The sequence below is a fragment of the Photorhabdus noenieputensis genome (assembly GCF_018448935.1).
Taxonomy (GTDB): Bacteria; Pseudomonadota; Gammaproteobacteria; order Enterobacterales; family Enterobacteriaceae; genus Photorhabdus; species Photorhabdus noenieputensis.
Genome location: NZ_RCWC01000017.1, coordinates 1 through 21,449 on the forward strand (window position 1 = coordinate 1; position 21,449 = coordinate 21,449).

Below are 21,449 nucleotides of genomic sequence, written 5' to 3' on the forward strand. Positions count from 1 at the left end.
AAACGAGTCAATTAAGCATTAAAGCGAAGCGTAGACGAATATGGATGAAAACCCAATTTTTGGAGCGAGTATTACAGGCGGGTTTTGCTAATGTGAGTGATATTTAATCATTCATGCGGTTGCCCTGGAGACCCCCCTTACTTATCTATTATTATAAAGAACCTTAATTATAAAAAACCGTTAAGGCCAAAGTGCGGTACCAAAAGGTACAACAGCTTGCGCATTCATCATTTCAACAGCATCATCGTGTGTAGGCTCTTCAAGCCATTCATCTAACTCAATCGGGTTTTCCATAAAGTAGCCTCTAAAAATATCATCGTGGAGATTAGTCTGCGCTTCACGAGAAAGAGCATTAACACAATAATAACAACATTAACTATATTAGCTAACAAAATATGCAAAACCCTGCAATATAAATCACAAAAAGGAGCATCAGCGGGTTCAATGCTCCTTTAACGCAGTTAATTCTGTTTGAAAGCGACAAGCAGAGTCCTCCTATCGCTCCTCATTTATTGATTACTCTTCCATCAATGTCTCTGGTTGCTGAGAGACAACCTGATCCCGCTCTTTCTGAGCAAGCACACGCTCCACAGTATCAACAATCGCTTGAGTTTGTGAGTCAATTTCAATATTAACTCTCTGACCAAGACGTTTCTTACCTAATGTTGTGCGTCCCAATGTTTCAGGAATCAGGTGAACACAAAAACGATTATTAACCACATCGCCAATTGTCAGACTAATCCCGTCGATGCCGATAAATCCTTTATGTAGGATATATTTCATTAATTGCTTATCATGGATACGGAACCATATTTGATGGTTATTTTCTGAAGTGAAAATTTTAGCTATCTCAGCAACCGTGATGATATGACCGGACATCAAATGCCCACCAATCTCATCTCCAAATTTAGCTGCCCGCTCCAAGTTCACATAATCCCCTAACTGCAAATCACCAAGATTAGTCAGACGTAGAGTCTCTTTCATTAAATCAAAACTAATCTCATCGCCTTCTATTTTGGTTACCGTCAGACAACAACCGTTATTGGCAACCGACGCCCCGGTTTCAATACCTGGCAATAATTCAGCCGGGAATTTAACAACATGAGTCCGAAAATTGCTCTTTTCATCAATAGCAACCAAGGGTGCCTTTCCCTGAACGATGCCCGTAAACATAGAAGAACCTCTTAATGACTGTGTATAATTATTAATTAGTTTATATCAAGTTATCATTGATAAATACCATCTGAACATTTGAATATAAACTCCGCATGATTGTTGTAATATAGTATTAAATAGATACAATACCTCCGTTAGTAAACGGTTGATTTTTCGAAAATCGTTTCTTATATACAGGCGTTTTTCTTAATATTTTCTACTTTTAAAATAAGGTGTAATGCGTGCAGAAGTATTTAAAAGAAGCGCGTAGTTTGCTCGCTCTAGGGATCCCCGTCATTATTGCCCAATTTTCACAAACTGCAATGGGAGTTGTAGATACAGTTATGGCGGGCAGCGTCAGTGCAACCGATATGTCCGCGGTTGCCGTTGGCACCTCTATCTGGCTGCCAGTTATTTTGTTTGGTTACGGCTTACTATTAGCTTTAACACCCATTATTGCGCAAATGAACGGTTCTGGCCGCAGGAATTTCATTGCTAACCAAACGCAGCAAGGATTCTGGTTAGCGACTTTCCTCTCCATTATCATTATCGCTATTCTATACAACAGCAAATTCCTGATTGACAGGCAACATAATATAGATCCACTTTTAGCCGAAAAAGCAGTTGGATTTATCCACGCAATAATGTGGGGTGCGCCAGGTTTTCTGTTTTATCATGTGCTACGTAATCAATGTGAAGGTTTATCGAAAACCAAACCAGGCATGGTGATTAGTTTTTTAGGATTGCTGATTAATATTCCAATTAACTACATACTCATTTACGGTAAATTCGGCGCACCCGCTTTGGGTGGTGTTGGTTGTGGTGTTGCAACCGCCAGCGTTTACTGGGCCATGTTCCTACTAATGCGTTGGTATGTGAAACATTCGTCATCACAAAAGGATATCCGCCCTAAACATCGTTTCGCCGCACCAGATTGGCATATTCTGAAACGTATTTCAGCCCTTGGTTTTCCTATTGCGATGGCGATGTTTTTTGAAATTACTCTATTTGCCATAGTGGCATTGCTAATCTCTCCTTTAGGCATTACTGCTGTTGCAGGGCACCAAATTGCACAAAATTTCAGCTCGTTAATGTTTATGTTCCCAATATCTTTAGCCGCAGCAACCACTATCCGCGTGAGCTACAATTTAGGGCAAAAGTCTACCGATAATGCCCGGATATCAGCCTATACCGGAATTATGGTTGGTTTAGTATTTGCTTGTTTAACCGCAACTTTTTCTACTATTCTGCGCGAGCCGATCGCTTTGATGTATAACGACAATCCTGAAGTTATCATCATGGCGTCGCATCTGATGTTATTCGCTGCGTTTTATCAATTATCTGATGCCGTACAAGTTGTAGGGGCTGGTGTTTTACGTGGATATAAAGATACGCGTTCTATCTTTTATATCACTTTTATCGCTTACTGGATTTTGGGGCTACCAAGCGGTTACATTCTGGGATTAACTGACTATTTCGTACCTGCTATGGGGCCACAAGGGTTCTGGATTGGCTTTATTATTGGCTTGACCGCATCAGCAGTGATGATATTTACCCGTATTTTGTGGATACAAAAACAGTCAGATGAGATAGTTTTGCAACGCTCAACCCGCTGATTTCCTTTTTATAAAGCCGGGGACGAATACTTAATTGGTGGAATAAACGGCAAATTCACTGTATGTAGATGCAAATACGAACAGTTGAACAATAATTTATATTATTCCCCTTGCCAGAAGGCTAACTCGCCGCTAATATTCGTCCCCGTTGTCACCAATGCAATTTAGATTGCGTCCGTAGCTCAGTTGGTTAGAGCACCACCTTGACATGGTGGGGGTCGGTGGTTCGAGTCCACTCGGACGCACCAATTATTTGGTTAAAATTGTTTGGTTGATAGCATAATCTTATTAGTGCGTCCGTAGCTCAGTTGGTTAGAGCACCACCTTGACATGGTGGGGGTCGGTGGTTCGAGTCCACTCGGACGCACCAAGTCTACAAATCTCCGTTCTTGCTTTTGTTATCTCATGGTTATACCCAATCGCTTCCGATGCCAAAATACGCTGTTAGCCATTTACAAACAGTTTCCGCAATGAATTATAACTCCTTCTTGTTAAGATCTACACCATTTTTCCAGTTTATCGTTATAATTAATTTACATAATCATTTTTTGATTCATTTCACAGAAATAAGTCTCTATAATACGGCGAAATTTACAGTTGAATGGTTTCAGCCTATTAATTTGCCGAACACTGAAAAGTTACAGATTAATCGTATGTATAAACTCGCATAACTACATGTGCCTAACCTCACACGAAAAGTACTGAATGTCTTCCCCGCCACCTGTCCTTAATGTGTTGCGCAACGTTCAACACCACATGGTATCTCTGCGCAAACCATAAAGCTGGCGGTTCACTATTTTTATCCAATTAAAACCTGTAGATAGATTGTCATGAAAAAAACCAAAATTGTTTGTACTATTGGGCCAAAAACAGAATCCGAAGAGAAACTCGCTGAACTGCTGAATGCCGGCATGAATGTTATGCGCCTCAACTTTTCACACGGAAACTATGAAGAGCACGGCCAGCGTATTCAAAATATCCGTTCAGTTATGACGAAGACAGGTAAACAAGCCGCTATTTTGCTGGATACTAAAGGCCCTGAAATCCGAACTATGAAGCTGGAAGGCGGTCATGATGTCTCTCTAACCGCAGGTCAGACCTTCACTTTTACCACTGACACATCGGTTATCGGTAATAAAGATCGTGTAGCTGTCACTTACAGTGGTTTCCCAGCGGATCTGGCTCCCGGTAATACCGTGCTAGTTGATGACGGCTTGATCGGTATGACAGTCAAAGAAGTCACTAAGTCAGAAGTCATTTGTCAAGTTTTGAATAACGGAGACCTCGGTGAAAATAAAGGTGTTAATCTGCCAGGTATTTCTATCAGCCTGCCTGCTCTGGCTGAAAAAGATAAACAAGATTTGATCTTTGGTTGCCAACAAGGTGTTGATTTCGTCGCCGCTTCTTTTATCCGCAAACGCTCCGATGTTCTGGAAATCCGTGAACATCTGAAAGCACACGGCGGTGAAAATATTCAAATCATCTCTAAAATTGAAAATCAGGAAGGTCTGAACAATTTTGATGAAATTCTGGAAGTTTCTGACGGGATCATGGTTGCCCGTGGTGACCTGGGAGTTGAAATCCCGGTAGAAGAAGTGATCTTCGCCCAGAAGATGATGATTCAAAAATGTAATATCGCTCGCAAAGTTGTTATCACCGCAACTCAAATGCTCGATTCCATGATTAAAAACCCGCGCCCTACCCGTGCTGAAGCCGGTGACGTTGCTAACGCTATTCTGGATGGTACTGATGCGGTTATGCTTTCTGGTGAAAGTGCAAAAGGTAAATATCCAATAGAAGCAGTGACTATCATGGCAACAATTTGTGAACGTACAGACCGCGTAATGTCAAGCCGTATTGAAGCCGTCAATTGCCGTAACCTGCGCGTAACCGAAGCTGTGTGTCGTGGTGCCGTTGAAACAGCAGAAAAGCTGGAAGCCCCTCTGATTGTGGTCGCAACCTATGGCGGTAAATCGGCCAAATCCATTCGTAAGTACTTCCCTGGCGCTCCTATTCTGGCATTGACCACTAATGAAGTGACTGCCCGCCAATTGCTGCTTGTTAAAGGCGTTTCTACCCAAATTGTCAAAGAAATCGCCTCTACCGACGATTTTTATCGCATTGGTAAAGAAGCGGCTCTGGCAAGTGGCTTGGCGGAGAAAGGTGAAATCGTGGTTATGGTTTCTGGCGCTTTGGTTCCAAGTGGCACAACCAACACATCATCCGTTCACGTACTTTAATTTAATCAGTCGTTTTATTTCTGAAACACCGTCAGTCTGGCGGTGTTTCAATTTCAGGACATTTAATATCTGATTTTTTCCGTTAATATAATGCAATAATGAATTATTTTACCCATCATCATAATCACAGATTTATTTCCATTCTATCTATTGCAATGAATAATAAAATAACCTTATTCTTCTTATTTACCATTAGCCAAATATTTAAAACTACCATTTTCAATTTTGGTTTTTAAATTATCCCTTTAAAATAGAATAGACTTAATAACCAGCCATAATACATATGTATTTTAAAAACAATGAGCATTATTAACACACATAAAATAATAAGATTATCTACTTAATCAAAAAATAATTTACACAGATAAAATCCTATGATTATATTAATAGCTTTAAAATATAATAATGTATCTTTGTTATTTACTTCTACCTTTATTATTTCCTTCATTTAATATCTTTTTCTTATTGATATTATCTCTACCTCGCTTCCTACTCCATCCGGCTAACGGCAAGTACAGATTACCAGCCAGTTTCATTGGCGTTCATGTAATAACAGGCAAAAATCTCAGTTGATGAAAATGACAATAGATTAACTCACTCCTGAAAAATATCGCTTTTAATACTCTAATCTCTAATCTCTAATCTAAAGTTATTAAAAAATTTCTCATTAACTACTATTTCTACAATCCAATCATTAATCACGAATGTCAAATAAAATCCAACAATAATAATATTTCATCAACACCTAAAATATTATTAATAATAAATAACAACGCGAATAATCAATCAAAATTAAATTTAAATAGGAATATTATTAGTATATATTAATTTTGATTTTTATGAAAATTCACAACCTGGCTATAAATCATTTATTAACAGAAAATAAAATGCTTTGATATATTCATTATATACCTTATAGATTTCAAGATGCATCGCGACGGCAAGGGAGTGAATCCCCGGGAACATAGCAAACTATGTGACCGGGGTGAGCGAGTGCAGCCAACAAAGAGGCAACTTGAAAGATGACGGGTATATATGGATCAAATTATTCCATCCACTTATATGCTGATTGATAATAATGCCATTCTCTGTTTTCGCATGGTCAGAAAATGGCATAAATCTCAACAATGATGACATTTTCCAGCACTACATCATTTGCAGAGAACCCACTTTGCATGTCATCAATAGCTTTGCCTTAATCATGGTTCATCGAAAGCTTTACCGACTTCACTTAAGTTTTGGAACTCACTTTTTGTTCCGGCCGCTTTCGCTTGAACCGAGCACAGAATATCTTGACGACTAAAAATCGAAGCTTGCAAAAGTGCTATTTGTTGCAATGATTCGTAGACACCATGATCACGACTGTAAAGCATGGCTCGTTTAACCCCATTAATGGCAATAGGAGGCCGATCAGCAATACGCCGGGCAGTCGCCAGAGCGCCTTCGACTAATGCCTCCGTAGAAGGGAACACCTTTACCACCAGCCCCAAATCATGAGCTTGAGCCACGCTCAGTGTCTCCCCAGTAAGGGCAAGATAGCGGGCCATACTCCCCGGAATCAAATGTTGTAAACGTTGCAGAATACCTAAATCAGCCATCATACCGATATTGGTTTCTTCTATACGAAACTTCGCATTTTCAGCAGCAAAACAAAAATCGCATGCAGCGATTAAGTCAAAACCGGCACCAAGACAGGCACCTTGTACTGCGGCAATAACAGGGAATCGAGCACGTTCCAATGCGCTTATCGCCTCCTGCATTTGCAATAAGCTGAACTGCATCGATTCCCGCTCATTAGGAGTAGCCGTATTAGCCTCTTTGCTAGAGGAAAAAATTTGCAGATCAAGCCCACCACAAAATGTGTTTCCCTGTGCAGAGATCACCATTGCCCGCACTTCACCTGAACGACTAAGCTGCTCTATTGCCTCAGGAAACCGTTTCCAGAACCCAAGTGCCAAACTATTTGCCTTTTCGGGACGACTGAGTTGCAAATGAGCGACTCCGTTGTCAATGTTGATGTTAAAATATTCGTTAGATTGATCAGTTAACATAACAAACTCCTCTTACCAGTTTGAATTTGAGCCTAGGATTCAACCTGAACATTGTCAAGTTGTTCATCTACAATAAGATTCAGTTAACAAATTTGTTTTAAGAGAACCCCTAAATTTGTGTATAAAAAATAGCTTCATTAAAGAGATGTCCGACGGTTCAATAGATGCAAGATGACCTGGATGTCGTATTTTTTATTTATAAGAATTTTTAACTAAAATTATTTCGAAGAATATCATTCCCTCATGGAATAGGCTTTTTTTGATTAAAATGTTACTCAACAGTTTTGTTTTTTTACATTCAGATGAAAATTAGCCACTCGTTAAAGAGAAAAATTGAAATAATTGGTTTTCATGACAAAAATTTATTCTCTTTCTAAAAAACTTTGTGTAATACTTACATGGCTACTTGGAGATTAACTTAAATCTAGAGGGTATTATAATGAATCGTACTAAAATTGTACTGGGTGCAGTAGTTCTGGCTTCTACTCTGTTGGCTGGTTGTTCAAGCACTGCTAAGGTTGACCAACTGACTTCTGACATTCAGACTCTGAATGCAAAAGTTGATCAACTGAGCAATGACGTGAACGCAGTACGTACTGACATTCAAGCCGCTAAAGACGATGCAGCTCGTGCAAATCAGCGTCTGGATAACCAAGTTCGTTCCTACAAAAAATAATTTTTTGTAATTATGTACAAAAACGGCGCACAGTTTATCTGTGCGCCGTTTTTTATCATCGAATTCTGTTAGATAAATATTTGCCGACTTCCTTGTCCACAATAAAATATTAATTTTGCCGATAGATTGGCCCAGGTTGATATAACGGTGGTAATTTAAACGGTTCGGATACATCTTTATTCACCGCTTGTTCTACCCCTTTAACATCATCATCTTCCCCCCGCACGATATTCTCTTCTCGCAACTCCTGTTGTGTTTCAGGCTCTATGCCTTCACTTACCAACACCGGCATACCAGAACGGCGTACTATCGCTTGTTCAACAATATTTTTATCCGTTTTGCTATTATCAATGAACTTGTTTAAATCGGCTGATCGAACAATAGGTAATGTCTGTGGATCATCATTCTCTTTCCTAGACAACGGCTGGTGCACTTCAATATAACGCTTGCCATTTGGTTCTACAGAATACTTAACTGCTTCATTGATAATCTGTACTCGCGTTCCACGGGACACTGTGTTGAATAACGTTTCAATATCATCAGGACGTAAACGGATACAACCGGAACTCACCCGCATGCCGATACCAAAATCAGCATTCGTGCCGTGGATTAAGTATTCTCCGCGCCCGGCTGCCAAGCGCAACGCAAATAAGCCCATTGGGTTTTCAGGACCAGCAGGAACAACCGCAGGTAAAGTAATCCCCTGTTCAGCATAATGCTTACGAATATTCTTAGTCGGTGTCCAAGTTGGATCTTTAATTAACTGATTGACAGATGTTGTCATTACAGGCGTATTGCGCCCAAGTTGCCCAATACCAATCGGATAAACGATGACTTTGTTTTTCCCTTTCGGGAAGTAGTAAAGTCTGAGTTCTGCAAGGTTAATCACAATCCCCTGCCTCGTTGTATCAGGCAACAACATTTGGGATGGAATAATCAGTTCAGAACCCGGAGTAGGCAAATAAGGGTCAGTACCTGGGTTAGCTTCCAGCATTGCCAGCAAACCAATTTTATATTCGGCAGCAATAGCCTCCAAGGAACGCCCATCATCGGGTACAACAAATGTAGTATTTTCGCCAATTAAACGGCTATTGGCGGCTGGCAAAGTATATTCTGTGGCGCTGACGGTGTTAGCTAGTCCACTTAACAATAACACGCCAATAAACGTTAAAACTCGTTTCATGCTTGCTTCCTGGAATGGCCGCTGAATGTTATCGAATAAATTTATACCCGTCATCTTTCAAGTTGCCTCTTTGTTGGCTGCACTCGCTCACCCCGGTCACATAGTTCTCTATGCTCCCGGGGATTCGCTCCCTTGCCGTCGCGATGCATCTTGAAATCCATAGGGTATAAGTGTTAAAAGGTTGAAGCCTTATCAGCCGTATATGTTATCAGTAAAACGCGTAAGACTGGTATTCAAACCATTTTACTTGCCCTATTTCGGATGGCACATATCATCGCATGCAGCCCCTGCGTGCGTGAGGGTGTAAGATGTTGCTCCAAAGATAATTTTCCAAAATATTCAGTCACATCCAAATCCAGAATCTCCTGGGGTGTTTTATCCTGAAACAGAATAAAGACAATCGCAACCAATCCTTTAACAATAGCGGCATCACTGTCACCAATAAATTCCACTTTATTTTGGTGATTCATTCTCAGCAGTATCCACACCTGACTCTGGCAACCTGCGATTAAATTCTCAGATTGGCGCTGTTCGTCAGTAAGAGGAGGCAACCTCGCCCCCAGTTCAATCATATAGAGATATCTTTCTTCCCAGTTCTGACAACGGGAAAAATTACGTAATAACTTATTTGTGTCGGGCAAACTTGCCATGACTTTTTCCTTATCACTCTTTTGATCTATACCAGCTCAACCCAGTAACTGCTCTATTCGCTGCAACGCAACAACAAGCGCATCAATATCTTCTTGCGTAGTATAAATCGCCAATGATGCCCTACACATACTGGAAACGTGATAATGCTCCATTAAAGGAAGGACACAATGATGTCCGGTACGGATCGCTATTCCATATTGATCAAGGAAACTCCCCACATCATAAGCATGGTGCTGACCAAGGTTGAACGCAATAACCCCCTGACGCTGCTCAGGGCCATACAATTTCAGGGTTCTGACCTCTTTCAGCCGTGCTATTGCATAATCCATCAGTGCCTGTTCATGTTGCTGAATTTCATCCAGCCCAAGTGAAGTGACATAATCGACAGCAGCACCAAGCCCAATAATTCCCGTAATATTTGGGGTTCCCGCTTCAAATCGCCACGGTGGTTCTGCATAGGTTATCCCCTTTTGCAGGCTAACCTGTTTTATTATCGCGCCACCCCCTTCCCAAGGAGGCATAGCATCCAGCAAAGATTTACGCCCATAAAGCACACCGATGCCTGTTGGACCATATAATTTGTGGCTGGAAAAAACATAGAAATCACAATCCAGATCCTGCACATCAACTTTCTTATGCATAATGGCCTGAGCGCCATCGACCAGAATATGTAACCGGCTCCCCTGCTCATCAGCCAGTTTTCTTGCCTGTTTTATGATTTGACGTACAGGATTCACGGTGCCAAGCACATTAGAAAGATGAGTAAAAGAAAGCAATTTAGTACGTGAATCAATCAGAGAGGCTAAAATTGCTTGATCCAATTCGCCATTCTCATTCAATGGCCATATTCTAATTTCAAATCCAATCTGTTCTGACAGCATATACCACGGAACGATATTGGCGTGATGTTCCATTTCAGTAATAACAATATTATCGCCATTATTGATAAATTTGCGGCCATAACTGTTAGCAATCAGATTAATCCCTTCTGTCGTACCTTTGACGAACACAATCTCTTCATTACTTTGAGCATGAATAAATTGCGCCATCTGGTAGCGCACATTTTCAACCATCCGAGTAGCCGCGGAACTCAGGGTATGAATTCCCCGATGAACTGCCGCATACTGGTGCAAACAAAATTCACTTTCTCGTTCAATAACCGAAACCGGCTTCTGAGCACTAGCAGCACTATCAAGATAAACCAATGGATGTCCATTAACCTGTTGAGCTAACACCGGAAAATCTTGCCGTACCTTTTTTACAGAAAAAGTCATTTTTCCACTCTCGCTAAACGGTGCTTAATGTGTTTCATCACAACGGCTTTCAGGGATTCATCTTCAATAGATTCAGTCAGCTCAGCAGCAAAAGCAAATACCATCATATGCTCTGCATCACGTCGGTTGATACCACGTGATTGCAGATAAAACAGTTGTTCTTCATCTATCCGACCAACGGTCGCACCATGACTGCATTTCACATCATCAGCGTAAATTTCCAGTTGAGGTTTGGTATCTACTTCTGCCTGTTTACCTAACAACAAATTGTTATTGGTCATTTGTCCGTCAGTTTTCAATGCATGAGGCGCTACTTTAATCATGCCGTTAAATACCGCTTTGCTCTGATCCATCACAATGGTTTTATGCAACTGACGGCTTTCACAATACCCCTTATTATGTTCCAAATAAGTACGAGTATCGGCGACCTCTTTTCCTTGCGGCAACAGTAAGCTGTTCAACGACAGATTGGCCCCTTCGCCATTCAACTTAACACTGGTATTGTGTCGGCCAAGCCCAGAACCTAGTAAAAAACTGGTGCTTTTTACTTGAGCATCACGACCAATCACAATATCGTTATGTGCAAAGTGGTAACTTGCACTGTTCTCAACCCCCAGTTTTATATGGGCGAAATGGGCATTATCCCCCACTTCCGCAGTCAATCGGCTTCCTGTCATATGAGGTTGCTGTTTATCAATACTGACGAAATGTTCAATCACGCTGGCACTCGCATTCGTGCCTACGGCAATGTGGTAGCGATAATGACTGCTATTCAATACTTCACTACTGTGACCACTGGTTATATTCAGCAGGTACAGCGGCTTTTCTGCCACTTGTCCAGCCTTTAGCGTAATAACCAAAGGTTGTTGGGACAAGCTCTCTGTCAGATGCAGAAAAATCTCACTTTGTATCGGTACCGGCAGCCCACTTTTGTTATCCAGTAAATTTAGTTGATAGGGTCCAAATTCGTAGGAACTGAGTAAAGGTGAAAAACAACCATCCACCATAACAACGCGCCAACAATCTATCGGAATCGCCAGTTGTTCACATTGCGCTACTGTCAATTCCCAAGTTTTGCTGCTGTATTGCTGATTTAACAACTTATCCAGCGGAGTATAACGCCAATCTTCATGTCTGAATTGGGGAAAGCCGGTTTGAGTGACTCGTTGCCAATGCAAACTGGCATGAGATGAATCCTCACCATGACGGCAACGATATAAATTTGCAAAACGTGCTAATGCTTGCTGGTTACGTTCTGCAACCTGCCGCACTTTTTCAGCTTTTTCACTGTTGGTCAATAAGCCAGCCATAACCTTGCTCCTCCAACTTTTTCGCCAAACTGAAATCACCGGATTTAATAATTCTCCCCTGATAAAGTACATGCACAAAATCAGGTTTCACGTAATCCAAAATACGTTGGTAATGGGTCACAATAATGAACGAGCGGTTTGGAGCACGTAAGGAGTTCACACCATTAGCCACAATTTTCAAGGCATCAATATCCAGCCCTGAATCTGTCTCATCCAGAATACAAAGTGTCGGCTCTAGCGCGGCCATTTGCAGAATATCATTACGTTTTTTCTCACCACCGGAAAAACCGACATTGACTGAACGTGTCAGCAAATCCGGCGGCATATCCAACAATTCAATTTTTTCTTCGATAAAATCGGCAAAATCAAAGCGATCTAGCGGCTCCTGATGGCGATACTGACGGACAGCGTTCACTGCGGTTTGCAGGAAAAATTGATTACTGACACCCGGAATTTCTACCGGATATTGAAAAGCCAGGAAAATCCCCTCCCTGGCTCGCTCTTCTGGCTCAAATCCAAGTAAATTTTTGCCTTTAAAGGTGATTTCGCCATCATCAATTTCATACTCTTCACGGCCGGCTAACGTTGCTGATAATGTACTTTTACCGGAACCATTTGGCCCCATAATGGCATGAATTTCACCCGGTTTAACTTCAAGATTTAATCCTTTTAAGATTTCATTACCTTCAACACTGACTCGTAACTTTTTAATACTTAACATATTACATGCCTTCGAACGACCTAACGTTCTGTCATAAAAAAGGGAAACCGGGAAAACTCATCCAACGCTGTGTTCAAGACTGATCGCCAGCAATTTTTGTGCTTCAACGGCAAATTCAAGGGGAAGTTCAGAGAACACATCCTTACAGAATCCATTAACAATCATGGAAATCGCATCATCTTCACTGATGCCTCGTTGCAAGCAATAGAACAATTGATCTTCACCAATGCGGGAGGTTGTCGCTTCATGCTCCAGTTGCGCCGTATTATTTTGAACTTCTACATAAGGGAATGTATGCGCACCACACTCAGTACCAATCAACATGGAGTCACATTGGGTATAGTTACGAGCGTTTTCTGCTCCCGGCAATATTTTGACCAACCCACGATAACTATTCTGACTACAGCCAGCAGAAATGCCCTTTGAAATAATGGTCGATTTAGTGTTACGGCCGATGTGGATCATCTTGGTACCGGTATCTGCCTGTTGAGTGCCGTTAGTCAGAGCCACGGAGAAAAATTCACCAATCGAATTATCCCCTTTCAGGATCACACTGGGATATTTCCAGGTAATTGCGGAACCGGTTTCCGATTGAGTCCAAGACATTTTGGCATTTTCGCCTTCACATAACGCTCTTTTAGTGACAAAGTTGAGAATTCCCCCTGTATTGTCACCCCCTGAGAACCAGTTCTGTACCGTGGAATATTTCACTTCGGCATCTTTATGGATAATCACTTCGACAACCGCGGCATGAAGTTGATAGCTATCACGCACCGGCGCAGAGCATCCTTCTATATAGCTGACATAGCTACCTTCATCAGCGATCAGGATAGTGCGCTCAAATTGTCCCGTTTTCGCCGCGTTGATACGGAAATAGGTGGACAGTTCCATTGGGCATCGAACACCTTTTGGCACATAAACAAAAGTACCATCAGAAGCCACTGCGGCATTCAACGCGGCAAAAAAATTATCGTGGCTTGCAACCACACTGCCGAGGTATTTACGGACCAATCCGGGATATTCCTGTATCGCTTCACTAAATGAGCAGAAAATAATCCCCTCTTTCGCTAATTTATCCCGATAGGTCGTTGAAACAGAAACGGAGTCAAAAATAGCATCTACCGCAACAGCTTCACCTTCCCGTACAGGAACACCCAACTTATCAAATGCTTCTTCAATTTCCGCGGTTAAATAGCTATTAGCTTGCTCCGCTCCAGTTCCTTGAACAACACCAGATTGTGAATCGCAACTATCATCACAAGCACCACATGAAGGTGCTGAGTAATAACTGTAATCCTGATAATCAAGATTGGGATAATTGGCTTTCAACCAATGAGGTTCTTCCATTCCTAGCCAATGGCGATAAGCCTCCAGCCGAAATTCAAGCATCCATTCTGGCTCATTGCGTTTTGCGGAAATAGCCCGCACAACTTCTTCACTCAAACCTTTAGCCAATTCATCCGTCGCTACCTGAGTGAAGAAGCCTTCTTTATAGCGATGATCGCTGAGCCAAGTCTGCACATCATCACTGATTTCTACATTGCTCTGAGACATATATTGGTACACTTATATACCAAAGCTTTCACCACACCCACAGGCATGTTGTGCTTTTGGATTATTGAATTTAAATATCTGATTTAAACCTTCACGAACGAAATCCACTTCAGTACCATCAATAAATGGCATTGCTTTCAGAGGGACATATAGACACGCGCCTTCATTTTCATACCTCAGATCATCAGGTGCGGGATCACTAACCATCTCAAACACATAGCCAAAGCCGGCACATCCCGATTGCTTAACCCCCAGATATAACCCTTTGCTTTGTGGGTCTTGCTGCATCAACTTTAAGATCTGCGCTGCGGCTCTCGCGGTGATGGTGATTCCTTGCCATGCGGTTTCATTCAGAGAAAAGGTTTCAACACTGCTTGTCATAGTTGACCTCACATTTATTCTATAGCTATTCTTGCCGCCGTTATCGGAGTGCTCTCCTCCCGTATAATGGTAATGATAACCTTTATCACTTCAACCATTTGTTTTAAGAGGATATACCTTAACAAGGTTAAATTTTATTCGAATACGATAATTTATGTTCATTTCATATGAAGGTATCTCTTTAATTTACTGTTTTATCTATAAATTATTAGTTTGATCAATTGTGCTATCTTTTACTTATTAGCGTAAAATAAAAGCACAAAAAGTTCATCAGAAACACTATTTGATGTGAACTTTCAGATATACGGGAGAGTAGTTCCTTTCCCAGTATGAAAATAGCAGCCAACCAGATAAAATTGACATAGTTAGCCGAAGATGCAAAATAGAGATTGTCATTATGATCATAATATATAGAAATAGCATTTCTATTTAATCGAGACAATTAATCAAGCGCATTAAGAAACAATTTCATCTATATATTCCATCATCAATATCCCTTCCTTTCTTTATTAATAGCTTTACTAGCTGGTTAATTTAATTCGAAGGTATTACATGACAATAATAAATATTTTCAAGATCTTGCATCTTATATGAATAAAAGTATACTGCCTCCGGGTGCTTGAGACTTTCTGTCTTAAGCATTATGTTTCAGGCAGAAAGAGAAAAGCCCCATCCGACTATAAATCGAAATGAGGCTATCCCTATGCCTAGCAACGTAAGGCTAGCCTCTTGCCTCTTACCTGATAAAAAGCAAGGAGAGAAGGTGATGAAGCCGCAAAAAATCGCAATATTTAGTTTGATCATTATTTGTGTGACATTACTCATATTCACGTGGATAACAAGGGGTTCAATCTGTAAACTCCATATCAAACGAGGTAATACAGAGGTTGCGGCAATCATGGCTTACGAATCCAGCGACAGGTAAGGCAACCTTAGGCGGGAGGTTTTTACTCCCGCCCTTTTAGATGTTGTTATGACTTGGTTCTCAGGCACCCTTCATATTTAAGCGGCATTAAGCATAAATTAAAGCTACTGAAACTCTGGCATTCTTGGATTCACATAATAAGTGCAACATCGTTAACCGGAGATGTAAAATAGAGGTTGTTATTATATATTTTCTATTTAATCAACTCAATTAATCAAATGCATTAAGAAACCATTTTATCTATATATTCCATCATCAACATTCCTTCCTTTCTTTATTAATAGCTATACTGGCTGGTTAATTTAATTAGAAGGTATTACGTGACTATAATAAATATTTTCAATATCTTGCATCTTAGATGAATAAAAGTATACTGCCTCCGGGTGCTTGAGACTTTCTGTCTTGAGCATTATGTTCTAAGCAAGAATTATGTTTCAAGCAGAAAGAGAAAAGCCCCATCCGACTATAAATCGAAATGAGGCTACTCCTAATGCTGAACAACATAAGGCTAGCCTCTTCCCTGACAAAAAGCAAGGAGAGAAGGCGATGAAGCCACAAAAAATCGTAATATTTAGTTTGATCGTTATTTGTGTGACATTACTTCTGTTCACATGGATAACAAGAGGTTCACTCTGTAAACTCCATATCAAACGAGGTAATACCGAGGTTGCGGCAATCATGGCTTACGAATCCAGCGACAGGTAAGGCAACCTTAGGCGGGAGGCTTTTACTCCCGCCCTTTTAGATGTTGTTATGGCTTAGTTCTCAGGCACCCTTCATATTTCAGTGGAATTAAACAATAATTAAAATCACTGAAATTTTAACATTAATTGATATATACTGGTGTTTACAGATTTGAATAAATATTTGCAATTAGATTTTTTCCTATTTCAATATTAATTTTTTAATATAATTACGCAATTAACTCAAACAACCCATAATATTATAAAAATATCGATAAACTCCATAAATATCTATACTTCTTAAATGTTATTGCAACTCAATTCAATTACCGTAAAAAATAAATTTTTCACTTAAATATCAGGTTATTCCACATCAATAACCCACTTCTATTTTTATATTTTATATTTTATATTTTATATTTTATCCAAGAAAACCTGATGTGGTTAGCCAAGAGTAAGAGGATATATACTGATTAACGCAAGACAAAAGCACAAAAAGTTAATCAGAAATACTATTGATGCGAGCTTTCAGATATACAGGAAAATGGCTCTATCCCCGGAATGAGGGATTCTATTTAATCAATATAATTAATTAAACGCATTAAGAATGCCATTTTATCTATATATTCCATTTTCAACATCCCTCTATATTTTTATTAATAGCTTCACTAGCTGGCTAATTTAATTTGAAGGTATTACTTGACCATAATAAATATTTTCAAGATCTTGCATCTCATATGAATAAAAGTATACTGCCTCCGGGTGCTTGAGACTTTCTGTCTTGAGCATGATATTCCAAGCAAAAATTATGTTTCAGGCAGAAAGAGAAAAGCCCCATCCGACTATAAATCGAAATGAGGCTACTCCTATGTCCAACAACATAAGGCTAGCCTCTTACCTGACAAAAAGCAAGGAGAGAAGGCTATGAAGCCGCAAAAAATCGTAATATTTAGTTTGATCGTTATTTGTGTGACATTACTCTTGTTCACATGGATAACAAGAGGTTCACTCTGTAAACTCCATATTAAACGAGGTAATACCGAGGTTGCGGCAATCATGGCTTACGAATCCAGAGACAGGTAAGGCAACCTTAGGCGGGAGGCTTTTACTCCCGCCCTTTTAGATGTTGTTATAGCTTAGTTCTCAGGCACCCTTCATATTTCAGTGGAATTAAACAGTAATTAGAACCACTGAAATTTTAGCATTAATTGATATATCGGCATTTACAAATTTAAGTAAAATTGTTCAATTAGTTATTTATCTATTTCAATATTAATATCCTTAATATAATTCAAAATTTAAATTCATCGAATATACATAAGAAACTCAAAAAACCCATAATATTATAAAAATATTGATAAGCTTCATAAATATATATACTTCTTAAAGATTATCACAATTAAATTCAATTACTGTGAAAAATAACCTTTTCACTTAAATAGTAGGTTATTTATCCATACAATAACCTACTTTCATTTTTGTTTTATATTTTATCCAGGCAAAACTGATGTGGTTAACCGAGAGGTACAGCACAAATGCTGCCGCTCATCAAAAATATCAATTCGCCACACCTGGTGATTGCGGCCAATATGAAGAGGTTTACACACGCCTTTCACTTCACCACTACGAACCGACCGAATATGGTTAGCATTGATTTCCAGCCCAACAACTTTTTTCTCACCTTCGGAACAGAGATACCCAGCTAAAGAACCGAGTGATTCTGCCAGCACAACAGATGCCCCGCCATGCAATAAACCAAATGGTTGACGGGTGCGATGATCAACCGGCATTGTGCCTTCAATATAGTCATCACCGATATGCGTGATTTTTATGCCCAGATGGCCCATCATACATTGGCTATTTACTTGATTTAGGCTATCCAGTCCAATATCACGTTTCCAAATCATGGGATTATCTCCAATAAAGCTTGCAACGGATGCTTAAGTACTTGCCCTTCTATCCGCTTAACCTGACTGCGGCAGGAATAACCGGAGCTTAGACAACGCTCCAATGGTAATTTCTGCAAGGCAGGTTGCCAGGATAATTTATAGATACCAATAGAGTGTTCTATATTTTTGTTTTCATGACCATAGGTTCCAGCCATGCCACAGCAGCCTACACTGATATTATCCAGCTTGCTACCCAACCGATGGAAAATTTTTCCCCATTGTTGACTACTGCCCGGTAGCATAGTCACTTCAGTACAATGTCCAAATAGATACCATTTATCACCTGATTTTTCTTCATGGTTACTTTTCTCTGGTAAGGTATTAATCAACCATTCATGAACAAGCTGAACCTCAAACTTCCCACGCTGTTCTCCCAGGATTTCTTTATATTCGTCCCGGTAGCACAGTACCAGCGCTGGATCGACACCGACCATAGGAATACCCAACTCAGCCACTCGGCTCAGAAAATCTGACGTTTTTTTGGCCGTTTTAGCAAAGCGAGATAAGAACCCTTTGATATGTTGTGCTTTACCGTTTGGCGAAAATGGCAGCAATACCGGTTTATATCCCAATTTTTCTACCAAATAGGCAAAATCGGCCACAACCTTAGCGTCGTAATAGCTAGTGAACGGGTCCTGAACAATCAACACATGTTCGTTACGATGAACTTGATCCATTTTTTCAAGCTGTTCCAGCGTGGTCGAAAGCGCATAATGACCCGCCAATTGTTGGTGTAATGTCGGGCTGGATAACAAGGGTAAATCCACCATGCCAATAGTCCGGCGACTCAATTCTTGCATCCACGGCTGTTTCAGGAAGAAATTAAAGACCCGAGGAACCTTAGCCATTAATGGCGTACTACTTTCCGCACTCGCCACAATATGATCACGTAAAGGGCGAAAATAGCGACCGTGATATAACTCAAGAAAACGTGCACGAAATGACGGAACATCAATTTTAATTGGGCACTGTGTTGAGCAAGCTTTACATGCCAGACAACCAGACATTGCCTCTTTCACTTCGTGAGAAAAGTCATACTCCCCACGCCATGCCTGCCAGCTATTGCGAGTCTTTTCAATCAACCCACGCAAACTTGGGCGTTTTTGCGCTAATCCCTGTTTCAGTAACGTTAGATCCACACCCTGTTCAGACAAAAGGCGCAGCCATTCACGCACGAGTGTCGCACGTCCTTTCGGCGAATGAATACGTTGCTGAGTCACTTTCATCGATGGACACATCGGGCTTTTTACATCGAAATTAAAACAGAGCCCATTCCCATTACACTCCATAGCGCCACGGAATGTATTCCTGACATTTACCGGAATTGTCCGGTCATACGTTCCTCGTTTAACAGCATCGACTTTCATCATAGGGGCATCAATCCCCATCGGCGGACAAATTTTACCCGGATTCAAGCGGTTATCCGGATCAAAGGCAGCCTTAATCCGGCGTAATTCTTCATACAAGATGCTACCAAAAAACGCCGGGCTGTATTCAGCACGAAATCCTTTACCATGTTCTCCCCACAGCAAACCACCATAACGTGCCGTAAGATTGACAATTTCATCAGAAATCTGTTTCATCAGTATTTCTTGCTGAGGATCACACATATCCAGCGCGGGCCGAACGTGCAGCACCCCCGCATCCACATGGCCAAACATCCCATAATTGAGCTGGTGACTATCCAATAGCTGCCGGAATTCAACAATATAATCAGCAAGATGCTGTGGCGGCACACACGTATCTTCCACAAAAGGAATGGGTTTCGCCGCACCTTTACTGTTACCCAACAGGCCAACCGCTTTCTTGCGCATTGCATAAATACGCTCAATATCAGCTAATTCTCGACAAATTTGATAACCAATAACCCCTGCTTGCTTGCTATCCATCAGCTCATCAAGGCGCTGACAAAGTGTTTCTACTTGCCGGTCTATCAAAGGTTGATCATCGCCGCTGAATTCAACAATATTCAGCCCCTGCATATCTTTGTTAGGAATATCAGTGATCAATTCCTTAACTGAATGCCAGACGATATCCTCACGCGCCAAATTCAGCACCTTGGAATCTACGGTTTCAACCGATAACGCCTTTGCCTCCACCATAAAAGGGGCATTACGCAGTGCAGAATCAAATGAATCATATTTCACATTCACCAATCGCCTGACTTTCGGCAGCGGAGTAATATCCAAAACCGCTTCAGTAATAAAAGCGAGTGTTCCTTCTGAACCAGTTAAAATACGCCCCAAGTCAAATTTCTGCATATCGTCACTGAAAACATGACGCAAATCATAACCGGTCAGAAAGCGATTAAGTTTAGGGAATTTTTCAACAATAAGTTCACGCTGTTCACGGCAACGGCTAAGCACCGTGTTATAAATGCGACCAGTAACCGAATCTTCTTGCGCAATCGATTCCGCTTGGGCGATGTCCATAACACGAGTGTCAAGTAATTCCCCCCCTAATAGAACTGCCCGCAGGCTAAGAACATGATCAGAAGTTTTACCATAGACTAATGAACCTTGACCGGATGCGTCGGTATTAATCATGCCGCCCAATGTTGCACGGTTACTGGTTGAAAGCTCTGGCGAAAAGAAATAACCATATGGACGTAAATATTGGTTTAGTTGGTCTTTAATCACACCCGCTTCAACTCTGACCCAGCCTTGCTCCGGGTTAATCTCAAGGATACGATTCATATAGCGGGACATATCCACCACCACACCATCATTAAGCGCCTGACCGTTTGTGCCTGTACCGCCACCGCGGGGAGTAAATGTCAAATTCTGATATTCTTTTTCACCGGCGACACGAGCCAGTAAAACCACATCGGCACTGGATCGAGGGAAAACGACAGCCTGTGGTAAGAGTTGATAGATACTGTTATCTGTCGCCATCGTCAGGCGATCGGCATAACTGCTTGCAACATCTCCGGTGAATCCTTGTTCCTTTAATGTAGCCAAGAACTTCTGCGCGACCTCACTGACGTGCGGTGCTTGTGATATGCGTGGGATCATTATCGTTTTGACCCTTTTAAAATGAGTGTCCACATTGCTCCATTTATACTATCTTTGAATCAATGC

General features: G+C 40.9%; 17 protein-coding genes and 2 tRNA genes. 8 read left to right on the plus strand and 11 right to left on the minus strand.

The genetic code is table 11. The features are described 5' to 3' along the window. Positions 1-516 precede the first annotated feature (516 nt). Positions 517-1,173, minus strand: a complete 657-nt coding sequence (locus tag EAE91_RS12705; RefSeq protein ID WP_214088817.1) for a riboflavin synthase subunit alpha — start codon at positions 1,171-1,173, stop codon at positions 517-519. A 224-nt stretch (positions 1,174-1,397) separates the two neighbouring features. On the opposite strand from EAE91_RS12705, the gene EAE91_RS12710 reads away from it, so the two are divergent. The 4 genes from EAE91_RS12710 (at position 1,398) to pykF (ending at position 5,011) form a co-directional block, all read left to right on the plus strand. Then, entirely contained in the window at positions 1,398-2,771 is a 1,374-nt protein-coding gene (locus EAE91_RS12710; protein WP_214088818.1) for an MATE family efflux transporter, read from the plus strand. 171 nt (positions 2,772-2,942) lie between these two features. Then, positions 2,943-3,019: transfer RNA gene (locus EAE91_RS12715), tRNA-Val, on the plus strand. A 45-nt stretch (positions 3,020-3,064) separates the two neighbouring features. Beyond that, positions 3,065-3,141 (plus strand) — tRNA-Val (locus tag EAE91_RS12720). A 460-nt stretch (positions 3,142-3,601) separates the two neighbouring features. After that, positions 3,602-5,011 (plus strand): pyruvate kinase PykF, encoded by a 1,410-nt coding sequence (gene pykF, locus EAE91_RS12725; RefSeq protein WP_214088819.1) that lies wholly within the window; start codon positions 3,602-3,604, stop codon positions 5,009-5,011. A 1,199-nt stretch (positions 5,012-6,210) separates the two neighbouring features. Here pykF and EAE91_RS12730 read toward each other — a convergent pair. Beyond that, a complete protein-coding gene (locus EAE91_RS12730) occupies positions 6,211-7,062 on the minus strand; it encodes an enoyl-CoA hydratase-related protein (protein ID WP_214088820.1) in 852 nt (283 codons plus the stop codon). 439 nt (positions 7,063-7,501) lie between these two features. On the opposite strand from EAE91_RS12730, the gene EAE91_RS12735 reads away from it, so the two are divergent. Next, positions 7,502-7,738, plus strand: coding sequence for a major outer membrane lipoprotein (locus tag EAE91_RS12735; RefSeq protein ID WP_036805405.1), 237 nt, complete (start codon positions 7,502-7,504; stop codon positions 7,736-7,738). Between the two features lie 109 nt (positions 7,739-7,847). Here the strand turns inward: EAE91_RS12735 and EAE91_RS12740 are convergent, their stop codons facing one another. The 7 genes from EAE91_RS12740 to sufA form a co-directional block, all read right to left on the minus strand. Continuing rightward, positions 7,848-8,921 (minus strand): L,D-transpeptidase family protein, encoded by a 1,074-nt coding sequence (locus EAE91_RS12740; RefSeq protein WP_214088821.1) that lies wholly within the window; start codon positions 8,919-8,921, stop codon positions 7,848-7,850. 233 nt (positions 8,922-9,154) lie between these two features. Next, complete coding sequence (sufE, locus tag EAE91_RS12745; protein ID WP_214088822.1) at positions 9,155-9,571, minus strand: cysteine desulfuration protein SufE; 417 nt, start codon at positions 9,569-9,571, stop codon at positions 9,155-9,157. Positions 9,572-9,607: 36 nt separating this feature from the next. Further along, on the minus strand, positions 9,608-10,846 hold the full coding sequence (gene sufS, locus EAE91_RS12750; RefSeq protein ID WP_214088823.1) for a cysteine desulfurase SufS: 1,239 nt from the start codon (positions 10,844-10,846) through the stop codon (positions 9,608-9,610). Then, a complete protein-coding gene (gene sufD, locus EAE91_RS12755) occupies positions 10,843-12,156 on the minus strand; it encodes a Fe-S cluster assembly protein SufD (RefSeq protein WP_214088824.1) in 1,314 nt (437 codons plus the stop codon). The genes sufS and sufD overlap by 4 nt, the downstream gene beginning before the upstream one ends. Beyond that, the gene (sufC, locus tag EAE91_RS12760) at positions 12,131-12,877 is read right to left on the minus strand and encodes a Fe-S cluster assembly ATPase SufC (RefSeq protein WP_214088825.1); all 747 of its coding nucleotides are present in this window, start codon (positions 12,875-12,877) and stop codon (positions 12,131-12,133) included. The genes sufD and sufC overlap by 26 nt, the downstream gene beginning before the upstream one ends. 57 nt (positions 12,878-12,934) lie before the next feature. Then, the gene (gene sufB / locus EAE91_RS12765) at positions 12,935-14,431 is read right to left on the minus strand and encodes a Fe-S cluster assembly protein SufB (RefSeq protein WP_214088826.1); all 1,497 of its coding nucleotides are present in this window, start codon (positions 14,429-14,431) and stop codon (positions 12,935-12,937) included. Between the two features lie 12 nt (positions 14,432-14,443). Further along, positions 14,444-14,812 carry a Fe-S cluster assembly scaffold SufA gene (gene sufA / locus EAE91_RS12770; RefSeq protein ID WP_214088827.1) on the minus strand — a complete coding sequence of 123 codons (369 nt, stop codon included), beginning with the start codon at positions 14,810-14,812 and terminating at the stop codon, positions 14,444-14,446. A 766-nt stretch (positions 14,813-15,578) separates the two neighbouring features. On the opposite strand from sufA, the gene EAE91_RS12775 reads away from it, so the two are divergent. The 3 genes from EAE91_RS12775 (at position 15,579) to EAE91_RS12785 (ending at position 17,503) form a co-directional block, all read left to right on the plus strand. After that, positions 15,579-15,737: a Hok/Gef family protein gene (locus EAE91_RS12775; RefSeq protein WP_071824117.1), complete on the plus strand. Its 159-nt coding sequence runs from the start codon at positions 15,579-15,581 to the stop codon at positions 15,735-15,737. A 546-nt stretch (positions 15,738-16,283) separates the two neighbouring features. After that, positions 16,284-16,442, plus strand: a complete 159-nt coding sequence (locus tag EAE91_RS12780; RefSeq protein ID WP_075262240.1) for a Hok/Gef family protein — start codon at positions 16,284-16,286, stop codon at positions 16,440-16,442. Positions 16,443-17,344: 902 nt separating this feature from the next. Further along, complete coding sequence (locus EAE91_RS12785) at positions 17,345-17,503, plus strand: Hok/Gef family protein (RefSeq protein WP_214088828.1); 159 nt, start codon at positions 17,345-17,347, stop codon at positions 17,501-17,503. A 407-nt stretch (positions 17,504-17,910) separates the two neighbouring features. On the opposite strand, the gene menI is transcribed toward EAE91_RS12785, so the two are convergent. Together menI and ydiJ are read right to left on the minus strand one after the other, a co-directional pair. Continuing rightward, positions 17,911-18,327, minus strand: coding sequence for a 1,4-dihydroxy-2-naphthoyl-CoA hydrolase (gene menI, locus EAE91_RS12790; RefSeq protein WP_036805375.1), 417 nt, complete (start codon positions 18,325-18,327; stop codon positions 17,911-17,913). Beyond that, positions 18,324-21,383: a D-2-hydroxyglutarate dehydrogenase YdiJ gene (gene ydiJ / locus EAE91_RS12795; RefSeq protein ID WP_214088829.1), complete on the minus strand. Its 3,060-nt coding sequence runs from the start codon at positions 21,381-21,383 to the stop codon at positions 18,324-18,326. The genes menI and ydiJ overlap by 4 nt, the downstream gene beginning before the upstream one ends. Positions 21,384-21,449: the final 66 nt, after the last annotated feature.

Excerpts from the sequence above, each read along its gene's own strand:
- EAE91_RS12705 (WP_214088817.1), bottom strand. The coding sequence starts at position 1,173 with ATGTTTACGGGCATCGTTCAGGGAAAGGCACCCTTGGTTGCTATTGAT.
- pykF (WP_214088819.1), top strand. The coding sequence starts at position 3,602 with ATGAAAAAAACCAAAATTGTTTGTACTATTGGGCCAAAAACAGAATCC.
- EAE91_RS12730 (WP_214088820.1), bottom strand. The coding sequence starts at position 7,062 with ATGTTAACTGATCAATCTAACGAATATTTTAACATCAACATTGACAAC.
- EAE91_RS12735 (WP_036805405.1), top strand. The coding sequence starts at position 7,502 with ATGAATCGTACTAAAATTGTACTGGGTGCAGTAGTTCTGGCTTCTACT.
- EAE91_RS12740 (WP_214088821.1), bottom strand. The coding sequence starts at position 8,921 with ATGAAACGAGTTTTAACGTTTATTGGCGTGTTATTGTTAAGTGGACTA.
- sufE (WP_214088822.1), bottom strand. The coding sequence starts at position 9,571 with ATGGCAAGTTTGCCCGACACAAATAAGTTATTACGTAATTTTTCCCGT.
- sufS (WP_214088823.1), bottom strand. The coding sequence starts at position 10,846 with ATGACTTTTTCTGTAAAAAAGGTACGGCAAGATTTTCCGGTGTTAGCT.
- sufD (WP_214088824.1), bottom strand. The coding sequence starts at position 12,156 with ATGGCTGGCTTATTGACCAACAGTGAAAAAGCTGAAAAAGTGCGGCAG.
- sufC (WP_214088825.1), bottom strand. The coding sequence starts at position 12,877 with ATGTTAAGTATTAAAAAGTTACGAGTCAGTGTTGAAGGTAATGAAATC.
- sufB (WP_214088826.1), bottom strand. The coding sequence starts at position 14,431 with ATGTCTCAGAGCAATGTAGAAATCAGTGATGATGTGCAGACTTGGCTC.
- sufA (WP_214088827.1), bottom strand. The coding sequence starts at position 14,812 with ATGACAAGCAGTGTTGAAACCTTTTCTCTGAATGAAACCGCATGGCAA.
- EAE91_RS12775 (WP_071824117.1), top strand. The coding sequence starts at position 15,579 with ATGAAGCCGCAAAAAATCGCAATATTTAGTTTGATCATTATTTGTGTG.
- EAE91_RS12780 (WP_075262240.1), top strand. The coding sequence starts at position 16,284 with ATGAAGCCACAAAAAATCGTAATATTTAGTTTGATCGTTATTTGTGTG.
- EAE91_RS12785 (WP_214088828.1), top strand. The coding sequence starts at position 17,345 with ATGAAGCCGCAAAAAATCGTAATATTTAGTTTGATCGTTATTTGTGTG.
- menI (WP_036805375.1), bottom strand. The coding sequence starts at position 18,327 with ATGATTTGGAAACGTGATATTGGACTGGATAGCCTAAATCAAGTAAAT.
- ydiJ (WP_214088829.1), bottom strand. The coding sequence starts at position 21,383 with ATGATCCCACGCATATCACAAGCACCGCACGTCAGTGAGGTCGCGCAG.